At 45.7% G+C, this 12,441-nt stretch carries 9 protein-coding genes; 8 read left to right on the forward strand and 1 reads right to left on the reverse strand.

The genetic code is table 11. The features are described from left to right. Positions 1 to 129 precede the first annotated feature (129 nt). Together DKT75_RS17830 and DKT75_RS17835 are read left to right on the forward strand one after the other, a co-directional pair. A complete protein-coding gene (locus tag DKT75_RS17830) occupies positions 130 to 1,227 on the forward strand; it encodes a YcjF family protein (RefSeq protein ID WP_109825312.1) in 1,098 nt (365 codons plus the stop codon). Next, entirely contained in the window at positions 1,214 to 2,785 is a 1,572-nt protein-coding gene (locus DKT75_RS17835; protein ID WP_109825314.1) for a GTPase family protein, read from the forward strand. Before DKT75_RS17830 ends, DKT75_RS17835 begins: the two co-directional genes overlap by 14 nt. Positions 2,786 to 2,838: 53 nt before the next feature. Here the strand turns inward: DKT75_RS17835 and DKT75_RS17840 are convergent, their stop codons facing one another. After that, positions 2,839 to 3,744: a hypothetical protein gene (locus DKT75_RS17840; protein WP_109825316.1), complete on the reverse strand. Its 906-nt coding sequence runs from the start codon at positions 3,742 to 3,744 to the stop codon at positions 2,839 to 2,841. 148 nt (positions 3,745 to 3,892) lie between these two features. On the opposite strand from DKT75_RS17840, the gene DKT75_RS17845 reads away from it, so the two are divergent. From DKT75_RS17845 to acnD, 6 genes are all read left to right on the forward strand, one after another. After that, the gene (locus tag DKT75_RS17845) at positions 3,893 to 4,519 is read left to right on the forward strand and encodes a GDSL-type esterase/lipase family protein (protein ID WP_109825318.1); all 627 of its coding nucleotides are present in this window, start codon (positions 3,893 to 3,895) and stop codon (positions 4,517 to 4,519) included. Between the two features lie 46 nt (positions 4,520 to 4,565). After that, positions 4,566 to 5,201 (forward strand): class I SAM-dependent methyltransferase, encoded by a 636-nt coding sequence (locus DKT75_RS17850; protein WP_109825320.1) that lies wholly within the window; start codon positions 4,566 to 4,568, stop codon positions 5,199 to 5,201. A gap of 202 nt (positions 5,202 to 5,403) precedes the next feature. Then, entirely contained in the window at positions 5,404 to 7,308 is a 1,905-nt protein-coding gene (locus DKT75_RS17855) for a propionyl-CoA synthetase (protein WP_281271442.1), read from the forward strand. Positions 7,309 to 7,378: 70 nt separating this feature from the next. Beyond that, on the forward strand, positions 7,379 to 8,260 hold the full coding sequence (gene prpB / locus DKT75_RS17860) for a methylisocitrate lyase (protein ID WP_211665483.1): 882 nt from the start codon (positions 7,379 to 7,381) through the stop codon (positions 8,258 to 8,260). A gap of 3 nt (positions 8,261 to 8,263) precedes the next feature. Next, positions 8,264 to 9,418, forward strand: coding sequence for a bifunctional 2-methylcitrate synthase/citrate synthase (gene prpC / locus DKT75_RS17865; protein ID WP_109825324.1), 1,155 nt, complete (start codon positions 8,264 to 8,266; stop codon positions 9,416 to 9,418). Positions 9,419 to 9,813: 395 nt separating this feature from the next. Further along, on the forward strand, positions 9,814 to 12,414 hold the full coding sequence (gene acnD, locus DKT75_RS17870; RefSeq protein ID WP_109825326.1) for a Fe/S-dependent 2-methylisocitrate dehydratase AcnD: 2,601 nt from the start codon (positions 9,814 to 9,816) through the stop codon (positions 12,412 to 12,414). The last annotated feature ends 27 nt before the right edge of the window (positions 12,415 to 12,441 follow it).

Raw genomic sequence — 12,441 nt, forward strand, 5'->3', positions numbered from 1 at the left:
AGTCAATGTTTTTGTAAAACTACTTAGCAATATTGTTAAGTAATGACTTAAGCACCATTAAGCGGCGTTGACTGGGTCATGACTAACCCTTTAGGATGACTTTAGAACTTAAAACAATTGGAACTATTGATGTTCGATCAAATAAAAGACTCCTTCAATCCCGGCAAGAATCCTGACCTTATTCACGCACACGAGTTTCAGCGAGAGAACTTACCCACCTTATGGCTAGTGGGCAAAACGGGTGCGGGTAAATCGACATTTATTCAAACAATTACAGGGCTATCATCGGTTGAAGTCGGTAACGGCTTTGCTCCTTGTACTAAGACAGCACAAGTTTATAACTTTCCTCAAGACAAGCCGTTGCTACGCTTTTTAGATACCCGAGGGCTGGGTGAAGCGGACTATGACCCTGAGGACGATCTAGAAGAAATTGGTCAATTAGGTCATGCATTAGTCGTCGTCATGAAGGTCGATGAACCAGAACAGTCAGCGGTACTAAGTGCCCTTAAAAAAATCAGACAGAAAAATAAAATTAAACACTTATTACTTATCCATAGTGCAGTGCTGCTGTCGAATAAAAAAGATCGCGAACGCCAAATCGCTTTTAATGAGCTACAAGTCAAAGAGATTTGGGGAAGTGACTTTAAAGCGGTTGCCGTTGACTTTGAAACTGAAGATGGTTCGGTTTATCAATACGATGTGCTAGTCGATGTGCTTGAGGAAATGCTGCCTGTTATAGGGATAATAGCCGATGTTAAAGAACACTCAACGATTGAAGAAGCTAACTTTGACACGCTCAAAAAAGAAGTACTTTGGTATGCGGGGAGTGCAGCGGCCAGTGATTTGATTCCAGCCATAGGTTTAGTGACGGTGCCCGCCATCCAAGCGAAACTACTGCACAGCTTAGCCAACCAATACGATGTCGAGTGGAATAAGCGCACGTTCAATGAGTTTATTGGCACACTAGGCAGCAGTTTTGCCTTGCAGTACGGGGTGAAGTTTGGGGTGAGGGAGTTAATAAAATTTGTCCCTGTGTATGGGCAAACGGTAGGCGCGGTTACCGCCGCTACAATGAGCTTTGGCACGACGTATGGTTTAGGTCGAGTAGCGTGTTATTACTTTTATCACAAGAGTAAGGGGTTACAAATCCCAGCAGAGATAATGCAAGACTTGTATAAAAACGCATTTAAACAAGGTAAGGCGGCATCGGGTTATGAAAAAAATTAAGGGCTTATATCGTCTACTATCTGACTTATCAGGCAGTCGTTGGTTGATTTTCATGATATCAGCGTTGCTTCCTGTGCTGACTATTATGGGCTTTAGTTTCTTCTTAGCGATTAAATATGACTACATACTTGAGCTGTCGATAGCGATTACTGTCAGTACCTTGCTTGTTACGATTCCTTTGTTTTTTCTTAGCCGGAAGGCCAAGCAAACAGAGTCGGAAACTAATAACGAAGCATTAGCCCCTATAAAAGATGGTTTGGTTAAAACATCTAGTGATTGGTCTCAAGCAGAATTAGTCATTTGGAATCACTCTAGGACTTACACGAGAAAGCAGCTTAAAGCTGGTATTGAGTGGGGGAATATTCACCACGAGGGTTTTGAGGTTTTGGACCTTGTCGCTCAAAAGTTTGGTAAAAAGCCCTTAGAGTTTTCAATTCCAGAAGGGTTGAAGTTATTTGAAGAGGTTAGTCGGCGCTACAAGTTAGTGGTTAAAGAGAATATCCCTGGCATTGAATATATTAAAATATCGCATATCAAAGCGGGGTATGAGGCTTACGATAAATACGGTGCTGTCGGACAAAAAGTAGTTAAAGCGGCTATCTGGGCAAATCATGCCAAAAATCTATACTACAATCCGTTAAAAGTCGTGTCAGACCTCACTAAAGAACAAGCTACGTCGTCAATGACTAAAGGCTTTGTGGATGACATGCAGTTAATGGCCAAAGAAGCCTTACTGGATGAAGTTGCCGCGGTGGCCATTGATTTGTACAGCGGGCGATTCAGTTTAGAGACTGAGGATCTTCAGGTGACCAGTGCCTCTGAGTCAGATGAAGGGAATTTTGCTTCTGCCTTAGAGCCAATCCGCATTGTGACAGTAGGGCAGACCGGCGCAGGTAAATCTTCGATTGTGAATCTGCTCACCGATGAATTAGCCGCTGAAGTTGATGTCTTACCCTCGACACAGACCTCAACGGTGTATGACGCCCTTATTGATGATATTGAAGTGAGACTGGTTGATTTACGCGGTTTAGACGGCATTGCAGATACAGAAAAGCAGATGTTAAATGAGATGACTCAGGCAGACTTGATCTTGTGGGTACTCAAAGCCAACCAATCGGCCCGTGATCTTGATAAGAAACTCAATGATAAACTTGCTCTATTTTATGCAGATCCTAAAAACATCTCGTATAAAAAGCCGGTTGTTATTGCCGTGGTAAACCAAGTAGATAACTTAAAACCAATGACCGAATGGCAGCCGCCATATGATTTGGAAAACCCAGATACCGCGAAAGCGAAGACCATCGTTCAGGCTGTTGCTTATAACCAGGCGCTAATGAATACCGATATCGCTTTGCCGTTATCGATTTCACCCACTAAAATGCACTTCGGTGTTGAGGCGCTTAAGCAAACATTGGTCGATGAGATTGTCGAGGCCAATAATGTGCAGAGAAACCGTCAGCGGGTCGAAGCCATGAAGCGTGGTGTGTCGTTTAAAAAGCAGTTTCATAAGACTGTGAATGTTGGCAAGAAACTCGTACGTCGCACACTTAAAGATTAGTTAAAGCGAGGTTCGTAAAGTAGCTTTTGTAACGAAACATTCAGTCCGTAAAGCTATACATCAAGCTCTTGTTGATAATATGTTTTCAAACGTACGCGCCAACCCGGTAACCACCGTTGCTCATTGCGCTCAACAGGTGCATTAGCCACTCGATGCGTTAAAACAATGTCAGCCGCTGTCGCAAACGCCTTCAATGCTTCGTTACCCGTCTGTGTCGGTTCCATCGTTTCAAGCACCTGGCGGAGACCCCAACCGACATTGTTATGCTGCTCAGAAGTCACAATACCTTCACCTTTAAAGTTCACATAATCAACCAAAAGGTACAGTCCACCCGGTGAGCTCTTAACGGTATTAAACCGCTCAGTGATTTGTTTTTGTCTGTCGGTCTCTAAACCTCTAACTATTTTAGGTAAGGCGCTATCTAAACGCTGAAATAGGTACAACGCTTGCAAGCCGCTAGTATCTGATAAGAACTGCTGTAATTCTTGAACCTTATCGCTGCTTCTGTTCTTGTTAAGATCAGCCTGATCACGCCATAAAGCACCGACGGTGATCTGCTCTAATAACCAACTAGGTACATCAGCCCCGTTAGCCTTAAGAAACCGAATCATGTCAGGAAAGCTCTCAGTAAACCCGATAGTGCTACCCGCTGGAAACCAAATAAAGTGACCGATACCCAGTGATGGAAATGCTTCGTTAGGGTTCCAATAAACCAGATTTTCAGGTTTACCACCTGTTTCATTAAGATAGATTTTTTGTCCTATGGCCTGTAACTGTATGCTATCAATACCTTTCGCTTTTGGTGGCTTTGATACAGTGATTGCTGGTGTTGGCTCTATTGTTTTGACAGATTTCTGGTTTGAAATGCAACCAGCAACAATCGTAAGTGTCAGCGCAATTAATAGTGCCAATAACAAGATTGGCTTACGGGGAAGTAACTTTAAAAAATTAGCAGGCATTAGTGGCGGGACATGTAATAGAGTACAAAGAAGTGTAACACTTTTTACAGCGTATAATTTTCATCCAATTTAAATGGGACGACTCATAAATTAGTTTAAAATACGCTAGTCGTCTTCTGGCGCACAACTATAATAATAAAAGGGAATCATGCTACTTCAACAAATTAGTAAACAGTTTAAAGTCCTTGTTACCGTGTGCATCGTTGCATTATTGGTGACTAGCTGTGGTGGTAAAAAATTAGACGTTATCGCCAGTGACGGAAAGATTTTAGCGTTTGGTGATAGCTTAACGGTGGGTGTTGGCACATCTATAGAGAATAGCTATCCCACCATACTTGCTCAACTCACTGGTTTAACGGTGATTAATTCTGGTATTTCAGGCGAAACAACAGACCGAGGTCTTGAAAGGCTCCCGGCAGAACTAGACCGTACTCAACCTGATTTAATGATCCTTATCGAAGGTGGAAACGATATTCTTCGAAACAAGAGTAAATCCCAGTTAAAAGCCAATCTAAAAGGAATGATTGAGCAAGCAAACATACGCAGTATTCCTGTTGTACTCATAGGGATACCCGAGAAGTCTTTGTTCTCTGATTCTGCACCGTTGTATGAAGAGTTAGCTGAGGAGTTTGATCTGGTTTTTGATGACTCACTAATCGGTGGCTTGCAACGTAGCCCATCAATGAAGTCAGATATCGTTCACTTCAACAAACAAGGCTACCGTAAAATGGCCGAATCAATTTATGAATTATTGGATGATAGTGGTGCGCTGTAGTAAACCGTACCTTGCGCCATAGCGACCACCACACAAAGGAAACACCATGAGCTTCTACGAAGATAAAATTCTACCGCACGTTATTCATTGTGCCTGCTCACTCTCACCCATCATGTCACTCAGAGAAAAAGTCGTACCTTTGGCCTACGGCAATGTCTTAGAAATAGGCATTGGCTCTGCGGTCAATATGTCACTCTACGACCCCGACAAAGTAAACATGGTTTGGGGGTTAGAACCTTCAGATGCCATGCGCCAAAAAGCCGCAAAAAACATCGCTAATTCACCCGTTCCAGTGGAGTGGTTAAGCTTACCCGGTGAGAAAATCCCACTTGAAGATAACTCAGTTGACTCGGTAGTAATCACTTACGCGCTGTGCACCATCCCTGACTGGCAAACGGCGCTAAAACAAATACACCGAGTACTAAAGGATGATGGGAAGATCTTCTTTTGCGAGCACGGTCAAGCTCCCGATGAGTCCGTACAAAAGTGGCAGAACAATTTAAATGGTGTCTGGAGCAAACTTGCAGGTGGCTGTAATTTAAATAGACCTGCCGTTGAGAACATCCAAAACAATGGGTTTTCTATCGATTGGTCTGATAGTAATTATATGAAAGGCGCACCGAAGTTTGCAGCGTATATAAGCTATGGTGTAGCGACTAAGGTTGCCACAAACAGTGCTTAAAGCCGCACGGTAAAATAGCTTTGACGATAAATAAAGAAAAAAACTTAGACTAAAGTCTAGATCATCAAATGTCGCTGTGTTTTGCCCCGTTTCGGCCTTTTTAGTTCTTGGGAAACGCTATTTTCGTATGTTAGTCTTTACGTTAACGTAAGCGTAACGACCTTTATATAAGGTCAATGATGCAGAATTTGAGGAGGTTTTCATCATGTCTAACTACCAAGAGATACACCAGCAGTCGCTGAATGATCCTGAGAAATTTTGGGGCGAAGCAGCCACTGGAATTGACTGGATAACACCACCAACCAAGGTGTTAGATAATGACGCTAAGCCAGTTCCACGCTGGTTTGCAGGTGCTGAGCTAAATACATGCTACAACTGTTTAGACAGACATGTTGAAAATGGTCGAGGCGACCAAAACGCGCTTATTTATGATTCCCCAGTCACTGGCACCATCAAGCACTACACTTATTCAGAGCTAACCGACAAGGTTGCTAAGTTTGCCGGTGCATTAGCCGCTAAAGGTGTGGGCAAAGGTGATCGCGTTATCGTGTATATGCCGATGATCCCGGAAGCTGCTATTGCGATGTTAGCCTGTGCGCGTATCGGCGCAATTCACTCCGTAGTATTTGGTGGCTTCGCAGCTAATGAGCTAGCGACACGTATTGATGACTCACAGCCAAAAGCGATTGTGAGTGCGTCTTGTGGTATTGAGCCTAGTGGCGTTATTAAATACAAGCCGCTATTAGATAAAGCAATGGATATTGCTAAGCACAAAGTAGAGTGCTGCATCGTTAAGGCACGGCCTGAGCAAGAAGCGACATTACAAGCAGGTCGTGACTATGACTGGGAAGAAGTTTCAGCAAATGCAGAGCCAGCAGACTGTGTCACCGTGTCTGCGACTGACCCGCTTTACATCCTATATACCTCAGGTACGACAGGTCAGCCAAAGGGTGTTATCCGTGACAACGGTGGCCATGCGGTTGCGCTAAATTGGTCGATGAAGAACATATATAATGTAGAAGCAGGTGATGTGTATTGGGCTGCTTCTGATGTAGGTTGGGTAGTGGGTCATTCGTATATTGTTTACGGGCCACTGCTTAAAGGTTGCACCACCGTCATGTATGAAGGGAAGCCAGTCGGGACACCCGATGCTGGTGCTTTCTGGCGAGTGATTGAAGCGCATAATGTAAAAATTCTATTTACAGCACCAACCGCTTTTAGAGCGATCAAAAAACAAGATCCTGATGCGAACGAGCTTAAAAAATACGACATAAGCTGTTTGCAGTCGTTATTCTTAGCCGGTGAACGTTGTGACCCAGATACATTATTTTGGGCACGCGACACGCTTAAAATCCCAGTGGTTGATCACTGGTGGCAGACAGAAACAGGTTGGGCGATTGCCGCTAACCCAATGGGTATTGAGCCTTTAGAAGTTAAGCCGGGCTCTCCAACGGTTGCGATGCCAGGGTTTGACGTACAAGTACTGTCAGCGGATGGTACTGAAATGGCTGATGGTGAAATGGGTGACTTAGCGATTAAACTGCCCCTTGCTCCGGGTTGTTTGCCGACGTTGTGGGGCAACGACCAACGCTTTATTGATGCCTACCTCACTGAGCACGAAGGTTACTACACAACGGGTGACGCAGGCTTTAAAGACGCTGACGGTTACTTGTGGATTATGAGTCGTACCGATGACGTGATTAATGTTGCAGGGCACCGACTGTCAACAGGTGCAATCGAAGAAGCATTATCAGGCCATAAAGATGTAGCAGAGTGCGCTGTATTTGGAGTGAAGTGCGGTTTCAAAGGTCAGTTACCACTTGGCTTAGTCGTACTGAAAGATGGCGTAGAGCGTGAATATGCCGAGTTACACTCTGAGTTAATATTGCGAGTACGCCAACAGATTGGCCCAGTCGCAGCCTTTAAGATGGTCGCTATCACCAAACGATTACCAAAAACTCGCTCAGGAAAAATACTTCGCGGCAGCATGGCTAAGATTGCTGATGGCGATGAGTGGGTCATGCCCGCGACGATTGATAACCCAATGATCATGGATGAAATTTCAGATACATTGAATGGTATGGGTTATCCGTTAGACGAAAAATAAAGATCAAACGATTACCTATTTATATAATTGCGCCATAGCGCTTTTATGAACGAATTTTGAGGACAAGACATTGAGTATCGAATCAGCAGGCGCAAAGTTTCGCCAAGCAGTAGCAGCAGAAAAACCATTACAGTGTGTCGGCGCAACAACGGCGTATCACGCACGTTTAGCAGAAGCGAGCGGTTATAAGTCACTGTATATTTCAGGTGGCGGAGTGGCAGCCGGCTCTTGTGGTATCCCTGATTTAGGTATCACCACAATGGAAGACGTACTGATCGACTTACGTCGTATTACAGACGTCACAACACTGCCAGTATTGGTTGATATCGACACAGGTTGGGGTGGTGCATTTAACATCGCTCGTGCGGTACGTGCATTTACAAAAGGTGGTGCAGCAGCGGTCCATATTGAAGATCAAGTTCAGCAGAAGCGTTGTGGTCATCGTCCAAACAAAGCCATCGTGACACAGTCTGAAATGGTTGACCGTATCAAGGCCGCGGTAGATGCTAAGACTGACCCTGAGTTCGTGATCATGGCACGTACAGATGCATTGGCAGTAGAAGGTCTAAACTCTGCAATCGACCGTGCATGTGCATGTGTGGAAGCAGGTGCGGATATGATTTTCCCGGAAGCGATCACTGACTTAGACATGTACAAGAAGTTTGCTGAAGCGGTGAATGTGCCTATCTTGGCGAATATCACTGAGTTTGGTTCAACGCCATTGTTTACTACAGACGAGTTGGCTTCTGCTGACGTGAGTATTGCACTGTATCCATTATCTGCATTCCGTGCGGCTAACCAAGCGGCTTTAAATGTTTACACACAGTTGCGTGAAACAGGTACACAAGCAGGCGTGTTAGACACGATGCAAACACGTATGGATCTATATGACTACCTTGGTTATCACGAGTTTGAGCAGAAGCTAGACGGACTATTTAAGGATGAGGCGTAATCGATGACTGAACAGACTAAACCAGCATTTAAGCCAAAAAAGTCGGTCGCACTATCAGGTACAGCCGCAGGAAATACAGCAGTATGTACCGTAGGCCGTACCGGTAATGACTTACATTATCGTGGCTACGACATTCTAGAATTTGCAGAGCAGGCCGAGTTTGAAGAAATCGCTCACCTGATCGTTCATGGCACACTGCCAAACCAAGCAGAGCTTAATAAATACAAAGCTAAGCTGAAGTCGCTGCGTGGTTTACCCGCAGCGGTTAAAGCAACACTTGAGAACATCCCACCATCAGCACACCCAATGGATGTGATGCGTACCGGTTGTTCAGTACTAGGGACTTGCCTGACAGAAAAAGACGCACACCCTGAAGCAGAAGCACGCGATATTTTAGATCGCTTAATGGCTAGCTTCGGTTCTATGTTGTTGTACTGGTATCACTACAGCATCAATGGAAAGCGTATTGAAGTTGAGACAGATGACGACTCAATCGGTGGTCACTTCCTACACCTTCTACATGGTGAAAAGCCATCAGAAGAGTGGGTTAAGGCGATGCACGTTTCATTGATTTTATATGCAGAGCATGAGTTCAATGCCTCTACATTTGCAGGTCGTGTTGTCGCTGGAACAGGTTCTGACATGCACTCATGCATTACCGCTGGAATAGGCGCGTTACGTGGCCCTAAGCACGGTGGTGCAAACGAAGTCGCTTCTGAAATCCAGAAACGTTACAACGATGCAGACGGCGCAGAAGCGGATATCCGTGAGCGTATGTCTCGTAAAGAGATCGTGATTGGTTTTGGACACCCTGTTTACACGGTTTCTGACCCGCGTAACGAAGTAATCAAACGAGTTGCAAAGCAGCTGTCTGAGTCTAATAGCGACATGAAAATGTTCGATATTGCAGAGCGTTTGGAAACAGTCATGTGGGACGAGAAGAAGATGTTCCCGAACCTTGATTGGTTCTCTGCGGTGTCTTATGACCAGATGGGTGTACCAACGGATATGTTTACGCCGTTGTTTGTTATCGCGCGTACTTCAGGTTGGGGCGCGCACGTGATTGAGCAACGCCAAGACGGCAAGATCATTCGCCCATCAGCCAACTACATCGGCCCAGAAGATAAGGTGTTTGTGCCGCTTGCTGAGCGGGGGTAAGTTTTTGCTTGGGTGGTCGCGATCAGATATTTACTTCACTTCGCCGACAAGCTGCGCTTGAAAGGACTGCGTGAAGTTAATATCTGATCGCTTAGGGTGATGGAATGTTCGGTGCCTTTTGTTGGTATCCTCAAGCGGCTTTTGTGGGGGGCGAGGTTAATAGCTGACAGTCTGAGTCTATATTGTTGCTTGGAATGACTTTTCAGCAATTTAGATTCGCTCTCGCGGTAGGTAGTTAGCTCAGGCGTATTCCCCCCGCCAAAAACAACTCACATCGATGTATGAATGATAGAAGTATCTGGAACTTACTTTGCGCAGTCCTTTCGCGCCTAGCGCGTCGGCGAAGCAAAGTAAGTTCCAGATGCGGATAGGGCAAACACCAATGGAAAGAAAAAATGAATATTTTGTTTAGAAAGAAATTAGATGGTACGGACTTGGATTATTACGATACGCGTGAAGCGGTCGATGCTATCCAAGCAGGTGCTTATGCAACGTTGCCTTATACCTCGCGTATTTTGGCGGAGCAATTGGTTCGTCGCTGTAAGCCTGAGACGTTGACTGACTCACTTAAGCAGCTTATTGAGCGCAAGCAGGATTTGGATTTTCCTTGGTATCCTGCACGAGTGGTATGCCATGACATTCTTGGTCAAACGGCGCTGGTTGATTTGGCTGGTTTGCGTGACGCGATTGCTGAGCAGGGTGGTGACCCTTCGAAGGTGAACCCTGTCGTACCGACTCAGCTTATTGTTGATCACTCTCTAGCAGTGGAAGCGCCAGGTTTTGACCCTGAAGCATTTGAGAAAAACCGTGCAATAGAAGACCGCCGTAACAAAGGGCGTTTTGACTTTATTGAGTGGTGTAAAACCTCGTTTAAAAATGTAGACGTGATTCCAGCGGGTAACGGCATCATGCACCAGATCAATCTGGAAAAGATGTCACCGGTGATTCAAGCGCGTGGTGGCGTTGCATTCCCAGATACATGTGTAGGTACAGACTCGCACACACCACACGTTGATGCACTGGGTGTCATGGCGATTGGTGTAGGTGGTTTGGAAGCTGAAACGGTGATGTTGGGGTTACCATCGATGATGCGTTTACCAAACATAGTCGGTGTGGAACTTACGGGCAAGCGTCAGGAAGGCATTACAGCGACGGATGTTGTGCTTGCGATCACTGAGTTTTTGAGAAATGAAAAAGTAGTGTCTGCGTACCTTGAGTTCTTTGGTGAAGGCACTAAGAGCTTAACTATTGGTGATCGTGCGACGATTTCTAATATGACGCCAGAGTATGGCGCGTCAGCAGGTTTGTTCTATATTGATGAGCAAACGATTGACTATCTTAAACTCACAGGCCGCGAGCCTGAGCAAGTAGCTTTGGTTGAGCAGTACGCGAAAGAAACAGGCCTTTGGGCTGATGACTTGGTTAACGCTAAATACGAGCGTGTACTGACGTTTGATCTATCATCGGTTGAGCGCAACATGGCTGGGCCATCAAACCCACACCGTCGTTTAGCAACAGCTGACTTAGTTTCAAGTGGTATCGCGAAGGACTTAGACAAAGCAAAAGCCGAAGAAGCGAGCGGCAAAATGCCTGATGGTGCAGTTATCATCGCAGCGATCACTTCTTGCACGAATACTTCAAACCCACGCAACGTGGTTGCAGCAGGTTTAGTAGCACGTAAAGCGAATGAGCTTGGTTTGATCCGTAAGCCGTGGGTAAAAACATCGTTTGCACCGGGTTCGAAAGTTGCTGAGTTGTACCTAAAAGATGCTGGTTTGTTAAGTGAACTTGAGCAGCTTGGTTTTGGTATTGTTGGTTTTGCGTGTACTACCTGTAACGGTATGTCGGGCGCACTTGATCCTGTTATCCAACAAGAGATTGTTGATCGTGACTTATATGCGACGGCGGTACTGTCGGGTAATCGTAACTTTGACGGTCGTATTCACCCTTACGCAAAGCAAGCGTTTCTAGCGTCACCACCATTGGTTGTTGCTTACGCGATTGCGGGAACGATGCGCTTTGATATTGAGCAAGATAGCTTGGGTAACGACAAAGACGGTAATCCAATTACGCTGAAAGACATCTGGCCGACCGATGAAGAGATCGATGCGATTGTAGCCGCGAGCGTAAAGCCTGAGATGTTCCGTCAGATTTATAACCCAATGTTTGATCTAGGCGTTATCACTGAAGCGAAAAGCCCGCTGTATGACTGGGATGAGAAGAGTACTTACATCCGTCGTCCGCCGTATTGGGAAGGTGCATTAGCCGGTGAGCGTACTATGAAAGGTATGCGTCCTTTAGCGGTGCTGGGTGACAACATAACGACTGATCACTTGTCGCCATCTAACGCGATCATGCTGGAAAGTGCAGCGGGTGCATACTTGCACAAAATGGGCTTGCCAGAAGAAGACTTCAACTCATACGCAACACACCGTGGTGACCACTTAACCGCGCAGCGTGCAACATTCGCTAACCCTAAGTTGTTGAATGAAATGTGTCGTGACGATAGTGGAGAGATCAAGCAAGGCTCGTTGGCGCGTATTGAGCCAGAAGGCACTGAAAGTCGCATGTGGGAAGCGATTGAAACCTACATGGAGCGCAAGCAACCGTTGATTATTATCGCGGGTGCTGATTATGGTCAAGGTTCGTCACGTGACTGGGCGGCTAAAGGTGTTCGTCTTGCAGGTGTTGAAACGATTGTTGCTGAAGGCTTTGAGCGTATTCACCGTACTAACTTAGTTGGCATGGGCGTGTTACCGCTTGAGTTTACGGGTGGCGAAACGCGTGAGACTTACGGCATTGATGGAACTGAGACGTTTGACGTTGAAGGTGAGATTTCACCGGGTGCAGCGTTGACAGTGATCATGCATCGCAAGGATGGTGAACGCCTTGAGATACCAGTGAAGTGTCGCTTAGATACTGCGGAAGAAGTCTCTGTTTATGCGGCTGGTGGTGTACTTCAGCGTTTTGCTCAGGACTTCTTAGAGGCATCTTAGGTTTGGTGCCGCCTCGGTAATTGGTAA

The sequence above is a fragment of the Leucothrix arctica genome (assembly GCF_003172895.1).
Taxonomy (GTDB): Bacteria; Pseudomonadota; Gammaproteobacteria; order Thiotrichales; family Thiotrichaceae; genus Leucothrix; species Leucothrix arctica.